This is a genomic window from Aquimarina celericrescens, assembly GCF_042682765.1.
Taxonomy (GTDB): domain Bacteria; phylum Bacteroidota; class Bacteroidia; order Flavobacteriales; family Flavobacteriaceae; genus Aquimarina; species Aquimarina celericrescens.
In genome coordinates this window covers 12,249-28,092 of record NZ_JBHUHY010000030.1, presented here as the reverse complement: position 1 = coordinate 28,092, position 15,844 = coordinate 12,249, and the positions used below count along the sequence as shown (strand labels likewise).

The following is a 15,844-nucleotide window of genomic DNA, read 5'->3' as shown; positions in this document are numbered from 1 at the left end:
TTGTCAAAACTCCGCATTAAGAGGCGTTCTTGGATAAGGGATTACATCGCGAATATTACCCATACCAGTAACGAATAATACCAATCGTTCAAAACCAAGTCCAAAACCACTATGAGTACATGTTCCAAAGCGACGCGTGTCTAGATACCACCATAAGTCTTCTTCTGGAATATCAAGGGCAGCCATTTTTTCTTTTAAAACTTCCAAACGCTCCTCACGTTGCGATCCTCCCACGATTTCCCCAATTCCAGGAAAAAGAATATCCATCGCTCTTACTGTTTTTCCATCTTCATTTAAACGCATATAGAAGGATTTGATATCTGCTGGATAATCAAATAGAATTACAGGACATTTAAAATGCTTTTCTACCAAAAATCGTTCATGCTCACTTTGTAAATCGGTACCCCAGCCTTCAATAGGGAATTTGAATTTCTTCTTCTTGTTTGGTTTAGAGTTTTTCAAAATCTCAATAGCTTCAGTATAACTTACTCTTTTAAAATTATTTTCGAGAATAAATTTAAGCTTGTCGCGTAACAACATTTCGGCTCTTTCTACCTGCGGCTTTTGTTTATCTTCCTGTACTAAACGATTCTCTAGAAACTCTAAATCATCCTGACAATTGTCTAATGCATATTGAATTACATATTTTATAAAATCTTCTGCTAGATCCATGTTTCCGTCCAGGTCGCAAAAAGCCATTTCGGGTTCAACCATCCAGAACTCTGCTAAATGACGAGAAGTATTTGAATTCTCTGCTCTAAAAGTAGGTCCAAAAGTATATACCTGACCTAGTCCCATTGCATAGGTCTCAGCCTCTAACTGCCCGGATACGGTTAGATTAGTTTCACCACCAAAGAAATCTTTTTTATAGTCGACTTCACCAGTATCATTTTTTGGTATATTATTCAGATCAAGATTGGTAACTTTAAAGGCTTCTCCAGCACCTTCAGCATCACTTTTGGTAATTATAGGAGTATGCACATAATAAAAGTCGTTTTTTTGGAAATATTCATGAATTGCAAACGACAGCTTTGATCGCACGCGCATGATTGCACCAAATGTATTAGTGCGGACTCTTAGATGAGCTTGCTCACGCAATTTCTCTAAAGTATGACGCTTTGGAGAAAGGATGGTCAGTTTTAATTCTTCGGGATCGGCATCGCCTTCAATTTCGACATCTGTAACTTGTATCTCTACACGCTGACCTTTACCCTGACTTTCTACCAAGGTACCGGTAATTATTACCGCAGCACCAATATTAATTCTATTTTTAATGGATTCGTCTATGGTATCATCGTCTAATACACATTGAATATTATTAATAGTAGATCCATCGTTTACCGCAATAAAGCGATCATTACGAAAAGAACGAACCCATCCTTTTATAGTTACAGGTTGTAATAGCTTATCACTGTTTAATACTTCTATTACTTTGGTATGCTTCATTATGTGTTATGTTTTACAATAGTACTAATTCTCAAAATGAATAAAATATTGAACTTCTAAAATTTGAGGTAGCAAAGATAATTTTTTAATCTGATTGAAGCATAATCTTATGAATTCAAAAAACCACTTGTATATAAATTGCTTTGTGTCTGTTATTGTGAGTTGTACAACTCATAAAGTCGATATTCGAAAATCTGACGCTTTTTTGGATTGCAATTCTATGAGGAAACCCATAAATCAGAGGTTTTTTATAGTAAAACAACATATTTTTTGAGGTTTTTCTTAAGAAAAAGCCGTAGTTCTCAAACATATTTTTTATATCTTATATATTTGATAATCAGTTATTTGGGAATATAATCAATAGAATTTTCCAACTTGAATAATGTTAAATTTTAACTCAAATTATAAAAAAGGGGATTTTTCCCCCCTTGAAGCTATTTCAAAATACAAAAAGGGATAGTATCTTGCTTAAGCAATTATGACGATTGTGTTTACGTTAAGTTTAGTTCGATAGGTTTTGGGGTAATCTATCTTACATAAGTCCCGTTAATTTTTTAGCGGGGCTTTTATTTTATAAGATATAATTAGTTTTATTGTTACTCTTCAGAATCGTCAAGTTCTTCTTCGCTGGGAATAATTTTAAGGGTAGGTTCTTTTAGTGTCTTTTTGTTGGCAATGCTACGCTCTAAAGAAAGTAGTAAAGAGGGTAGTAATAAAAGATTGGCTAACATAGCAAATAGCAGGGTAGTTGAAACTAAACCACCAAGGGCTTTAGTTCCTCCAAAACTCGATATCATAAATACAGAGAAACCAAAAAACAGAACGGTAGAGGTGTAGAACATGCTTACACCCGTTTCTCGTAATGAGGCAAGAACTGATTTTCTAATTCTCCAATGATTTGATTTTAATTCTTGTCGGTATTTTGCAAGAAAATGTATAGTATCATCTACAGAGATTCCAAATGCAATACTAAAAACCAATATGGTCGAGGGTTTTATAGGCACACCGAGATATCCCATTAAACCTGCAGTCATGAGTAGCGGTAATAAATTGGGTATCAAAGAAATAACAATCATCTTCCAGGATCTAAACATCCATGCCATGAAGAGAGCTATTAATATTACTGCTAATCCAAGAGAGAATGTGAGATTCCATACCAGATATTTTGTTCCTTTCTGGAAGATGAGTGCTTTTCCTGTAAATGATACTTCATAACGATCTTTAGGAAATATTTTCTCGAGTTTGGGCGCGAGAGTAGCTTCAATACGATCCATTTCATCGGTTCCGACATCCTTCATAAATGTGGTTATCCGTGCATATCTTCCGGTAGAATCTACATAGCTTTTCATGACACCAGACTCAGATTCAAAACTTTTGGCATAGGGTAAAATAAAGTTTCTTTCCTGGCTTGTAGGTATTTGGTAATACTTCGGATTACCGTTATAAAATGCTTGCTTAGAATATTTGACGAGACTAACAATAGAAATTGGTTTTGACAACTCTGGAGTTTCCTCAAGAAGTTCCTGAAGTTGTTCCATGCGTCTAAGCGTTGGTAATTTTAATACTCCTTGTTTCCGCTTAGTGTCAATGAATATTTCTAATGGCATAATACCATCAAATTCTTTTTCGAAAAAAACAATATCCTTATAAAAATCTGCGGTTTTCGGCATGTCTTCTAATAAGCTACCCGAAACTTTGATGGTATAAATACCGATAATACTAACTATTAGTATAATTACCGAAGAAAAGTAAATCGTTACACGTCTGGTTTTTACCATATTTTCCATCCAGTCAACCAGCTTCTCCATCCAGGCTTTACCCAAGTGTTCTAAGTGTCTTTCTTTAGGTTGCGGCATATAACTATAAATAATAGTGATCACCAAAAGACAAAGTATAAATAAAGCAATAATATTTAGTGAAGCTACAATACCAAATTCTTTGAGTAGTTTACTCTCGGTAAGAGCAAAAGTTGCAAATCCCGAAGCCGTGGTCACATTGGTCATTAAGGTAGCATTTCCAACTTTAGTAATTACACGTTGTAAGGACTTGGCTTTGTTACCATGTTTCTTTATTTCTTGCTGATATTTATTAATTAAGAAAATACAATTAGGGATACCAATAACAATGACCAAAGGAGGAATAATTGCAGTAAGAACTGTAATTTCATATTCTAAAAGCCCCAAAAGTCCAAAAGCCCACATTACTCCAATAATTACAGCTGTCATTGAAATAAATGTAGCCCTAACAGACCTGAAAAAGAAAAAGAAAATTAATGAAGTAACTAATAACGCGGCCAAAATAAAAACAGAAATCTCATCCATAATATTTTGAGAATTCAACGTTCTAATGTATGGCATACCCGACACTTTTACGTCAAGATTATAGTTCGTTTCAAATGCTTCTACCGCAGGTTGTAAAACATCTTGGATAAACTTTTTTCTTAGTTTAGTATTTACGATATCTTTTTTAAGGTATAGTGCACTTTGCACCGTGTGAGATTTTTTGCTATATACTAATCCTTCGTAGAATGGTAAGTTGTTAAAAAGCTCATTTTCGTATTCAGAAACTTGTTTTTTGGTATAGCTAGAATCTTTGATGAAGGGTACTAACTCAAATCTAGCAGGGTTGTCTTTTTTTTCTAAAGTCTTGAGATCAGCGATTGAAATAACGAGATCTATTTCTTCATATTTCTTAAAAGAATTATTAAAATCATTCCAGGCCTTTAATTTTTTGGGAGTAAAAAGAGTACTATCTTTTACAGCCATCACGATTAAGTTACCTTCTTCTCCAAACCTCTCTAAAAAATTTTGATATTGGATATTTATTATATGATCATCTGGAAGGAGATTTGCTTCAGAATGAGAAAACCTCATATTTTTCCACTGAAAAGCTAAGTAAACAGTGACTCCTATAATTGCCAAGAATATTACAGCTCGATTACGCAGTATAATACCAGCTAATGCATTCCAAAATCCAAAGGTGAATAATTTTGTCATTCCTTTATTTTCCAGTTGCAAATGTAAGGATTTGAGGGATTACAAGTGACCAATTTTGCTAAGAAAATTAATTATAATCAACGCAATTATAGTTTTAAATAAAAAGTAAACTTAAATGAGATATTGTCTTCAAATCTCGGGAGATGATACCCACCATATCGGTATGCAAAACTTAGTCCAAATCCTGCAAATAATTTGTTGATTTCAAGACCGGATTCTTGATAAAGTCGTTGCAGTGATGTAAATTCTACTCCCTGATGATTTTCGGGATTTTCTATATCTCCAATGGCATACCTAGTGATAAAAACTAGTTCTGGCTTTAACCAATTAGCAATTCTAATGGGTTTTATAGAGTGTTTTACCTGTAATGTTGCTAGCCTGTCACTAAAAAACTCACCAAAGAACATGGTTTCAAATGTCCTGCGTCCTGCTACAGAAAATCGCTGTAGGACGGTTTCTTTTGTGGGCGCATTTGGATAGGCATGATACAAGTGTGTAAGCGGAACATCTCCAGTGGCTAGATCTGCTTCAAAAAGTAAACTTGTTCTAGATAGGTTGATACGATTAATAATATACTCTGCTTTGATCCCGACTTTACTGTAATTAAAATTGCTGTCAAATACTCCCTTGAAACCATGGGTGTATTGCATAGTGATTTTTGGATATCCATCTTGAATTTCTTTAATCCCAGTAGGAGTTTTCAGAAATTTACTAAATGGGCTCCAACGTAAGGCAATAGTAGCTTCTGCTGTTTTATATGCAGAAAATAAGTTTTCATTATTTAAAAACCTGTATCCTCCTGTTTGATTTATATTGCTTACAGAAAATTCGGTTTCAGATAAGAGCTTCGGAAAAATCTGATGCTGCAAACTTGTTCTCCAGGTTCTATGTTTATAATAGAAGTCTATATTCACCAAACGTGGTTCGAATAATGAATACACTCTTCTGTCTGTTAAATATAGAAAGCTACCAACTTCTTTTATGTCATCCGTATAATTGAAATTAAGCCACGAGTTGGAATTTCTATTCACCAATGCACCACCACCAACTCCGTACTTAGATCTTGAATCCCTAAAACCGTACACCAAATATCCTTCTAACCTAAATCTTCGCGAAAACTTAGTATTGGTTAGACCACCCAAGCCTATCCTTAATCCCTCATAATTATTATACTTAATTGGGTAGGTGAGATCAAAATCAAAAAATCCAACAGGGAAGTATCCCAATCCAAAACTTTGTATAACATTTATCCTGCGTTTTATGTTTTGGGCTTTTACAATACTATCTACAACAGGAAAAGAGTTTAAGTCCTTTTCTGTAATAGCACTGGTACGATACTGATTCCAAAACTCTTCAGGTCGATTATTTGCTTCGGGATCGATTTTTACAGAGGCTTGACTCTGTTTTACATTCTGCTTGTCATTTATTTGAATGTCAAACAAATCGGTTGTTGAAACCAAAAAATCATTGTTTCCAGTTGAACTTCTTTTATCTTTGGCCAAGCTCCCTACCGATATCTGACCACCAAAGAGACTTACTTTCTGCCTTCCGATTCCAGGTCGTATAGCAATCTCCTGATTTACTGGAAACCAAGTTTGCCGTTTAGTAATATACTCAAAATTATGAGTAGCCATTACGTCAAGCTCTCCTCTCAATTCAATAATAGCCTTTTGAATTGCCAAGGTTTTCATATCAATATACAACACCCCTTCTAGACTAGCATATTTTCTTGACTTTCTGGGTTGAAAAAGGATAACAAAAGCTGGGTTTTTATCCTCGGTAGTATCTAAAATTTTATAATAATAGTTTCTTAGCGCGCGATTTGACAAGGGGCCAACATATTTATCTCCAAAAATAGTGTAGTCTTCTTCATATAATGAGTTGGACTGGATTTTTATAGCTAGAACATCATAGATTGGATCCTTAAAACCAGTCATTCTTGTCGCTAAAACCGTTTCTTTTTCTCCGGCTTTTTTACTGAATTGATGTGTGCTGATTTTTTCTGATAAAAATGAATGAGCCTTATTGATAAGCTGTTTTATAGCCACATTAGTAGTGTCTGGAGTGTCTAATCTAGCTTCATTATCTTCTGTGATTTTAAATTTATTGTAGCTTTTGTAACTATAGCTACTAAAGTATTTTTTAGGGTTATTGATATTTTTCTTTTTGATCGCCTCTTTGATTATCTTGGCGGCAATGTTTTCTGTTGTTTTAAGATTTACAGGAGCAAGATTCTCTTCTTTTGGAAATAAACTTACCTCAATTTTTTCTTCTGTATTTTCTGTTATAAGGATATTTTTTGTTTTATACCCGATGTAACTCACTGTTAGATGAAGAGGGTGTTTCTCACATCTAATCATAAATTCGCCATCAGAAGAGCTAAGCGCATATGATGAATCTCCTGTTTTTATGGTTGCAAACGGTAGGGGTTCATTTGAGCTTGCATCAATAACGGTACCTCTAATAGTAACTTGGGATATTAAAACAAAATGGGTGAAAAATAATAAACAAAATAATTTGTTTCGCATTATACTGACAGAGTTCAAAAAACGAAGATACAAAAAAGCGTTTCCACAAAGAAAACGCTTTTTTATATTATTAGTGTATTTAGAAAATGTTAAACCGTCATGATTTCTTTTTCTTTAACACTGAACATGTCATCAATCTTTTGGATAAAAGAATCAGTGAGCTCCTGAATGTCTACTTCAGCATTCTTTGCCATATCTTCGGATAGCCCATCTTTTTCTAGTTTTTTGATCTCATTATTAGCGCTTTTACGATCATTTCGTACTCCAATTTTAGAGTCTTCGGCCTCAGATTTTGCTTGTTTTACAAGTTCTCTACGCCGTTCTTCAGTTAAAGGAGGAACATTAATAATAACGCTTTCGCCATTATTCATAGGATTAAACCCTAGATTGGCCACTTGAATTCCTTTTTCAATTTCTGGAATAAGAGATTTTTCGAAGGGTTGAATTGTGATGGTACGAGCATCGGGTGTTGTAATGTTTCCTACTTGATTTAACGGAGTAGGAGAGCCGTAATATTCGACCATAACACCACCAAGCATTGCAGGTGAAGCTTTTCCAGCCCTAATATTGAGTAATTTTTTTTCTAAATGAGTAATAGCATTTTGCATTGCTTCTTTAGTTGAATCTAGAATAAAATTTATTTCTTCTTTCATTTCTTAATTCTTTTCTATTTAACTGATCAAAAAATTAGTTTCTTGTGTTCTTTAGAATAAGCGATAATCATTAAAGGTTTACCTGTGTACCAACAGATTCTCCTAAAACTACTTTAAGTAAATTCCCTGCTTTATTCATATCAAAAACGATGATTGGTAATTCGTTTTCCTGACTCAAAGTAAATGCTGTTGTGTCCATCACCTTAAGTCCCTTACGCAATACATCATCAAATGATATAAAATCAAATTTAGTTGCATCGGCATTTTTTTCGGGATCCGAAGTGTAAATTCCGTCTACTCTGGTTCCTTTTAAGATGACATCGGCATTAATTTCTATTGCTCTAAGTACGGCGGCAGAGTCTGTAGTGAAATAAGGATTTCCTGTTCCTCCTCCAAAAATAACCACTCTTCCCTTTTCAAGATGTCTTAATGCTCGTCTTTTAATAAAAGGTTCTGCAACTTCATTTATTTTTATAGCAGATTGTAATCTAGTAGGGATTTCGGCATCTTCAAGAGCACTTTGTAATGCTAATCCATTGATAACGGTTGCTAGCATTCCCATATGATCTGCTTGTACTCTGTCCATTCCTTTGCTAGCTCCGGCAACTCCTCTAAAAATATTACCTCCTCCGATAACTATGGCTACTTCAACTCCCTTATCTGTGATTTGTTTGATTTCATTTGCATATTCGGCCAATCTTTTTGGATCGATACCATATTGGCGTTCACCCATAAGGGCTTCACCAGATAATTTTAGTAATATTCTTTTGTATTTCATTGCAAGGTTTAACTGTGATGCAAATATAATGATATTCTTAATTTACAAAATAGTTTAGGTTACAAAGGTGTACTTTTTGGTTTTAGAGGTATTCGAGAAATTAAAAAACCCCTTTAAAAATGGGTTTTTTTCCCCTATACAAAGTGTTGATTGGCGTTGAATAATGTTATACGTTTGCCTTGTGGAGAACAAAAAAAATGAGGGGGATGAGAAATATTTTTGAAATGGTGCTTAAACATTTGTTTAGACTGATTGGGGAGTTGGTCTTTATTTTGGGGGCGAGATCTTGATAAGATTCAAGGTTTTGTATTGTTGAAAGCATTGTCAAAAAAATATTTTGAAAAATGAGGAAGAAAAAACCGCTTCTAAATTATTAGAAGCGGTTTTTAATTTTTCGTGATTACCAAGAAATCACTTGTATTTTTGGTTTATCCTAAAGCTACTCTTTCAAAAGCAACAACAGATACATCACCAAGAGTTTTTACATAATCGGCAACACTCTGCTTATTATCTTTAATAAAGGCTTGGTTTACTAAGGTGTTGTCTTTAAAGAAACGCTTGATTTTACCTTTAGCGATGTTGTCTAACATTGCTTCTGGCTTTCCTTCTTGACGTAGTTGGTCTTTTGCAATTTCGATTTCTTTTTCGATAATTGACTGATCAACACCATCTTCGTTTAATGCTACTGGATTCATTGCGGCAGCCTGCATTGCCACATCCTTCGCAACTACTTCTGCACCATCTGTAGCACCAGAAAGACCTGTTAACACACCAATTTTGTTACCAGCGTGAATGTAAGAACCAACAAAAGGAGCTTCTAGAATTCTAAAATCACCAATTTCGATTTTTTCTCCTATAACTCCGGTTTGTTCTGTTAATTTATCTTGAACAGAAATACCATTAAAATCTTTAGCAAGTAAATCTTCTTTTGAAGAAGCAGTTAATGCTAGTTCAGCCAGTTCATGAGCTAAAGAAACGAAAGTTTCGTTTTTTCCAACAAAGTCTGTCTCACAGTTGAGAGAAACGATTACACCTTTGTTTTTTGCATCATTAACTTTTGCTATAACGGCACCTTCAGTAGAGTCTCTGTCAGCTCTGTTTGCAGCAACTTTCTGACCTTTTTTTCTTAAGATTTCGATGGCTTTGTCAAAATCCCCATCAGCTTCTACAAGTGCTTTTTTACAATCCATCATACCTGCACCTGTGGCTTTTCTTAATTTATTTACTTCTGCGGCTGTAATCTTTGCCATATTTTTAAATATTAAATGTTGTAGTGTGTTTTTGTATAAAAAACGAGCCGTTTAGTTTGTACTGCAAAAGTAAAGAACCAAACGACTCATCAATTTTATGTTTAACTGTAGATTGTTAAACGGCCAATCTGTTTATTCTTCCTCTTGCTTTGCTGCTTCAGAAACTACTGGTTCCTCAACTTTTACTTCAGCTTTTTCAGCTTTTGCTGGAGCTTTAGCCTTTGTTTTGGTTTCCGCTTTAGATTCAGTATCATCCTTTTTAGGTGCATCTTTTGAGGCTTTTCTTTCACTTAAGCCTTCTATGATGGCATCAGAAACATAAGTCATTACTTTGTCTATAGATTTTGAAGCATCATCATTCGCTGGGATTAGATAGTCAACCTGACGTGGATCAGAATTGGTATCTACCATCGCGAAAATCGGAATGTTTAATTTTTGAGCTTCTTTTACTGCGATGTGTTCGCGAGTAATATCTACAACAAATAATGCCCCAGGTAGACGAGTCATATCAGAGATAGAACCAAGGTTCTTTTCTAATTTAGCTCTCAAACGGTCTACTTGTAAACGTTCTTTCTTAGATAATGTGTTAAAGGTACCGTCTTTCTTCATTCTATCGATAGCAGCCATTTTCTTTACTGCTTTACGAATAGTAACAAAGTTAGTAAGCATACCACCTGGCCATCTTTCTGTAATATAAGGCTGGTTTGCTTTGCTTGCTTTTTCGGCTACGATTTCTTTAGCTTGTTTCTTGGTCGCAACAAAAAGGATTTTTCTGCCGGACGCTGCAATCTTTTTTAAAGCCTCGCTAGACTCTTCAATTTTTGCAGCCGTTTTATATAGGTTAATGATGTGAATACCATTACGCTCCATATAAATATATGGGGCCATATTAGGATCCCATCTTCTTGTAAGGTGTCCAAAGTGTACACCTGCATCAAGTAATTCTTTTACTTCGATATTGTTTGCCATTTTTGTAATAGTTTACGTTCTGTTGAATTAGCAATGCTCAAGTGGCTACTTATGTACGGCCTTGGACATTTAGATGCTAAACTAACCCTCTGTCATAAAGAGGTAACAACAAATACTGTTTTAATAAATTAACGTTTAGAAAACTGGAATTTCTTACGAGCTTTCTTCTGACCGAATTTCTTACGCTCTACCATTCTTGGGTCTCTGGTCAATAAACCTTCAGGTTTAAGGATCAATCTGTTTTCTGCATCTATCTCGCACATGGCTCTAGATATTGCTAATCGAACAGCTTCAGCCTGACCTGTAACTCCACCACCATATACATTTACGTTTACATCGTATTTATCTTCATTACTCGTTAAAGTAAGAGGTTGATTTACTTTGTATTGTAAAGTAGCCGTAGTGAAATACTCATTAAGGTCCTTTTTATTAACCGTAATTTTTCCAGATCCATCTTTAAGATAGACTCTGGCTACAGCCGTTTTTCTACGACCAATCTTGTGAATAACTTCCATTACTTAAATTCTTTTAAGTTAACAGTTTTAGGTTTTTGAGCATCTTGGTTATGTTCTGCTCCGGCATAAACCTTTAAATTACGGAATAAAACTGCTCCTAATTTGTTTTTAGGCAGCATTCCTTTTACCGCTTTTTCGATTAAACGCTCTGGGTTTTTTTCAAACAATTCCTGAGCAGTAAGACTTCTTTGCCCTCCAGGATATCCAGTGTGACGGATATACGATTTATCTGTCCACTTTTTTCCTGTTAAGTTGATTTTCTCTGCGTTGGTAATGATTACATTATCACCGCAATCAACGTGTGGGGTAAAGTTAGGTTTGTGCTTACCTCTAAGTAGTATAGCTACTACAGAAGAAAGACGTCCTAAAGTCTGTCCTTCAGCATCTACATGCAACCATTCCTTCGAAACGGTGGCTTTATTGGCAGATACTGTTTTGTAACTTAATGTGTCCACACTAATTAATTTTACGTATTAAACATTCCTTTTCCTATATAAAATAGGGGTGCAAATGTACAATTATATATTTATATAGCAAACCGCAAATTGATATTATTTTTGAAGTGGGATTCGTTGGTTTTCAGAGACATCACCAGACATGATATTGATTTGTTTATTTTTTACAGTAGAATACGGCTTTGGTGTTAATTTTTTACTAAAAAACCATCAAAAGTGTGACAAACAATAGTAATTTATATCATCTTAGGTATATCAATCATCAAACATCTAATCATCATGAAGTATTCATGCCTTTATCTGGCACTTTTTCTAGTACCAATATTTGTTTATGCCCAAGATTCAACTAAAACTGCAACAGTTGTTAAAAAAAGAATTTATACTACAAAACCTCTTAAGGGGTCAGAAGCACCCACAATAGATGGCCTTGTACATGAATCTAGTTGGGATTTGGTAGATTGGACAAGTGATTTTATAGAGAATGAACCTGATGAAAATACTCCTCCCAGTGACCAAACCAAATTTAAAATACTATATGATCAAAAATATCTTTACGTAGCTTATCGATGTTACGATTCTGATCCTGCTAAGATTGAAAAGAGATTATCAAGACGAGATGGCTTTGCTGGAGACTGGGTAGAGATTAACTTGGATACATATCATGATAAACGAACCGGATTTTCTTTTACTATTACCGCTGCTGGGGTAAAAGGAGACGAGTTTATTTCTCAAAATGGTGATAACTGGGATGGTAGTTGGAACCCAATTTGGTATACCGCTACTAATATTGATGAAGAAGGTTGGACTGCCGAAGTAAAAATCCCTTTAAGTCAATTAAAATTTGGTAAAAGTAAGGAGCAGATATGGGGACTTCAGGTGAACCGGAGATTTTTTAGGGAAGAAGAACGCTCTGTGTGGCAGCGTATTCCGCAAGATGCCCCAGGATGGGTAAGCGAATTTGGAGAACTACATGGTCTAATCGACATTGAACCACAGCATCAATTAGAAATTCAGCCTTTTGCAGTGACACAATTTGATACCTTTCCCAAAGAACAAGGTAATCCTTTTCGTGATGGAGAAGAATTTAAATTGAATGGGGGGTTAGATGCTAAAATAGGAATTACCAATGATTTAACGTTAGACTTAACCGTAAATCCAGATTTTGGGCAGGTAGAAGCCGATCCGGCAGCTATTGCTTTAGATGGTTTTCAGATTTTCTTTCGAGAACAGCGACCGTTTTTTGTAGAGAACAAGAATATATTTGACTATCGGTTTGCAAACGGTCAGGATAATGTATTTTATTCGCGGAGAATCGGTAGAAACCCTCAGGGCTCGATAAACCAATTGGATGGTGAGTTTGTTGATCGGCCTAATAATACTACTATCCTGGGAGCAGCCAAATTTAGTGGTAAAACAAAAAACGGATGGTCTCTTGGGATTCTCGAGAGCATAACCGAAAGGGAAATCGCTAAAATAGAAGATGAAAATGGAAACACAAGAGAGGCTATTGTAGAACCTCTTACGAATTACTTTGTTGCAAGAGCCCAAAAGGACTTCAATGAACGTAATACCTACATCGGAGGAATTTTTACAGCTACAAAGCGTAATTTGGGAGATGCTTTTGAAATTGACAGCGATGATCCAAATACAGATGAAACATCAGAGCTTTTAGGTACCAGAGAGAATAATTTAAATAATTTGAGAAAGTCTGCATACTCTGGAGGTCTGGATTTTCGACACAACTGGAAGGATAGAAAATACTATATTGAGGGAAATCTTATTGCTAGTCATGTAGAAGGCTCAAAAGAAGCGATTGAAGAAACGCAAAGGGAGCTTACCCATAATTTTCAACGACCAGATGCCGATCATGTGCGAGTTGATCCCAACAGAACATCCCTTACTGGTACCGGAGGTAAATTCGTAGGTGGAAAATCTGGAGGTGGTAACTGGAGATACACTACAGGTGTCTTTTGGCGTTCTCCAGAATTAGAACTTAATGATATCGGTTTTTTGAGACAAACAGACGAAATACGACAATTTGCGAATATTAGATATTTGTTTCTGAAACCCACCAAGCTCTATAGAAGAGCAAATATTTTTGCTGAACAATTTTCAACCTTTGATTTTGAAGGAAATTATAATCGTATCCAGTACGAATTGAATGGTTATATTAATTATACCAATAATTGGTGGACAGAAGTAGGTTTCGGACATAAGCCAAGGATTTTTACCAATACCTTCTTGCAAGGTGGCCCCAGATGGCGTTTTTCTGATGAGAATTTTGTCTTTCTGTTTTTTGGTTCGGATAACCGAAAGAAATTTAATTTCACTGTAGGACATGTAAACACTTGGGCACAACAGAATAATTTTGCATTTCAACGTTACGTGGTGAGGTTAAGATACCAGCCTTTTGATGCTTTGAGCATCTCACTCAATCCAGAGTTTAGGTTAAACCCCAACAAAACTCAATATGTAACTGAAACTGATTTTAATGGAAGTCCGAGGTACATAACAGCAAATATTGATCAACAAACATTAAGTACAAGTATTCGTTTAAATTATAATATCAATCCTAACCTTACCATACAGTACTACGGTGAGCCTTTTATATCAAGAGGTAGATATACTGATTTTAATTTCGTTAATAATCCAATTGCCAGAGATCTTGGTGAGCGTGTCACTGTATACGATCAGGAGCAGATCTCTTTTGCAGATGATGTGTATTCGATCGATGAAGACAGAAACGGAACTACAGACTATACCATTGACAATCCGGATTTTGCTTTTGTGCAGTTTCGGTCTAACTTAGTGCTTCGATGGGAATACATCCCGGGATCAGAGATATTCTTAGTCTGGTCGCAAGGTGTAACAGGTGGTGGAGATCCTGGAGATCATTTATTTCGAAGCTTAAATAATCAAATTTTAGATCAGCAACCGGAAAATACATTTTTAATTAAGGCTACGTACCGATTTGTATTATAAGTTTATAAAAAAGATTTTTATGTACTAATATTTTAAATGTATTTTGCGACTACCTAGATTTGTGGTCCTATGAAATATTTTTACGCATGTTGTATTGGCATTTTCTTAATGTCTTGTAATACTTCAAAACCAAAAGAAAAAGTAAGCATTGTAGAAGAAGCACCTATCAATTCAGAACAGGATTCGTTATCCTTCTTTTTAGAGCATTACGAAAAGTTTTTTGCTACTAATTTTAATGTCTCAGAATGTCCTGGAGCAGCAGTGGTAATCGTTAAAGATTCTACGATTATTTACAAAAAGGGTTTTGGTGTAAAAAAAATAGATACTCAAGATTCTGTTGATGTACATACCGTTTTTAGAATAGCCAGTTTGTCAAAAGGCGTAACTGCAGTTCTTGCAGGTAACCTTGTTGATAATGAAGAGCTGAAATGGGATCAAAATGTTAAGAAGTCCATAAAGTCATTTGATCTAAGAGATCGTGATCAGGCCAGCAGACTAAAGGTAAATCATCTACTGTCTCATACTACTGGATTATACCCATATACCTATACCAGATTGATACAAAATGGATTAACTCTAGATCAAATAATAAGGAGATTTAAAGGAAAAGGTGTGGTTGCCAGAGAAGGAGTAGACTACGAATATCAAAACGCAATCTTTTCAGTGATCGAAAAAATTATGGAAAATCAAACTGAAAAATCTTTTGATACATTGCTCAGAGAGCGAGTTTTTGGTCCTGCTGGAATGAATACTGCTTCAAGCACTTACGAGGCTATCAAAAACAATGATAATGTTGCTTTACCACATTCTTATAATCACTATTCAGAAAAATATAGACTGGATAGATTACATAAGAATTACTATAATGTTGCAGCTGCTGGCGGGATCAATGCTTCTATTTCTGATATGGGAGCGTACTTAAAAATATTGTTAGGGTATCGTCCTGATATAATTTCTAGGCAAAGTCTGGGAGATATTTTTAATCCTGTTATTTGTACGAGCGACGAAGATACTTATGTTAACTTGTGGGATGGTGTTACCGATTCATATTACGCTTTGGGATGGCGAGTATTGGACTATCGGGGAAGAAGAATTATTTATCACGGCGGGAATGTAAATCAATATAAAACCCAATTGGTAGTAGATCCTGAAAATAATATCGCTATGTGTGTTCTGTTTAACGGCCCAAACCCTTTTAACGGTCCTGTGATTCCTACGTTTTTGAATTATTATGATTTTTATTTGGATGCTATGTCACAACACTAAGTCTAT

Annotated in this window: 11 protein-coding genes; 2 read left to right on the top strand and 9 right to left on the bottom strand. The window is 35.2% G+C overall.

Annotated elements, in window-relative coordinates; translation table 11 throughout:
* Nucleotides 1-3: 3 nt before the first annotated feature.
* The 9 genes from asnS to rplM form a co-directional block, all read right to left on the bottom strand.
* Nucleotides 4-1,446, bottom strand: coding sequence for an asparagine--tRNA ligase (asnS, locus tag ACFSJT_RS18220; RefSeq protein ID WP_378321769.1), 1,443 nt, complete (start codon nucleotides 1,444-1,446; stop codon nucleotides 4-6).
* 596 nt (nucleotides 1,447-2,042) lie between these two features.
* Nucleotides 2,043-4,442, bottom strand: coding sequence for an efflux RND transporter permease subunit (locus ACFSJT_RS18215; protein ID WP_378321768.1), 2,400 nt, complete (start codon nucleotides 4,440-4,442; stop codon nucleotides 2,043-2,045).
* An 86-nt stretch (nucleotides 4,443-4,528) separates the two neighbouring features.
* Nucleotides 4,529-6,970, bottom strand: coding sequence for a DUF5686 and carboxypeptidase-like regulatory domain-containing protein (locus ACFSJT_RS18210; protein WP_378321767.1), 2,442 nt, complete (start codon nucleotides 6,968-6,970; stop codon nucleotides 4,529-4,531).
* Between the two features lie 89 nt (nucleotides 6,971-7,059).
* Nucleotides 7,060-7,623, bottom strand: coding sequence for a ribosome recycling factor (gene frr, locus ACFSJT_RS18205; protein WP_378321766.1), 564 nt, complete (start codon nucleotides 7,621-7,623; stop codon nucleotides 7,060-7,062).
* 70 nt (nucleotides 7,624-7,693) lie between these two features.
* Entirely contained in the window at nucleotides 7,694-8,401 is a 708-nt protein-coding gene (gene pyrH, locus ACFSJT_RS18200) for a UMP kinase (protein WP_378321765.1), read from the bottom strand.
* 428 nt (nucleotides 8,402-8,829) lie between these two features.
* Nucleotides 8,830-9,651 carry a translation elongation factor Ts gene (tsf, locus tag ACFSJT_RS18195; protein WP_378321764.1) on the bottom strand — a complete coding sequence of 274 codons (822 nt, stop codon included), beginning with the start codon at nucleotides 9,649-9,651 and terminating at the stop codon, nucleotides 8,830-8,832.
* Between the two features lie 132 nt (nucleotides 9,652-9,783).
* The gene (gene rpsB, locus ACFSJT_RS18190) at nucleotides 9,784-10,620 is read right to left on the bottom strand and encodes a 30S ribosomal protein S2 (RefSeq protein ID WP_378321763.1); all 837 of its coding nucleotides are present in this window, start codon (nucleotides 10,618-10,620) and stop codon (nucleotides 9,784-9,786) included.
* 128 nt (nucleotides 10,621-10,748) lie between these two features.
* Nucleotides 10,749-11,135: a 30S ribosomal protein S9 gene (rpsI, locus tag ACFSJT_RS18185; protein WP_378321762.1), complete on the bottom strand. Its 387-nt coding sequence runs from the start codon at nucleotides 11,133-11,135 to the stop codon at nucleotides 10,749-10,751.
* A complete protein-coding gene (gene rplM, locus ACFSJT_RS18180; protein WP_378321761.1) occupies nucleotides 11,135-11,590 on the bottom strand; it encodes a 50S ribosomal protein L13 in 456 nt (151 codons plus the stop codon). The genes rpsI and rplM overlap by 1 nt, the downstream gene beginning before the upstream one ends.
* Nucleotides 11,591-11,869: 279 nt before the next feature.
* Between rplM and ACFSJT_RS18175 the strand changes: the two genes are divergently transcribed.
* Nucleotides 11,870-14,572 (top strand): DUF5916 domain-containing protein, encoded by a 2,703-nt coding sequence (locus ACFSJT_RS18175; protein ID WP_378321760.1) that lies wholly within the window; start codon nucleotides 11,870-11,872, stop codon nucleotides 14,570-14,572.
* A gap of 69 nt (nucleotides 14,573-14,641) precedes the next feature.
* Nucleotides 14,642-15,838: a serine hydrolase domain-containing protein gene (locus tag ACFSJT_RS18170; protein ID WP_378321759.1), complete on the top strand. Its 1,197-nt coding sequence runs from the start codon at nucleotides 14,642-14,644 to the stop codon at nucleotides 15,836-15,838.
* The last annotated feature ends 6 nt before the right edge of the window (nucleotides 15,839-15,844 follow it).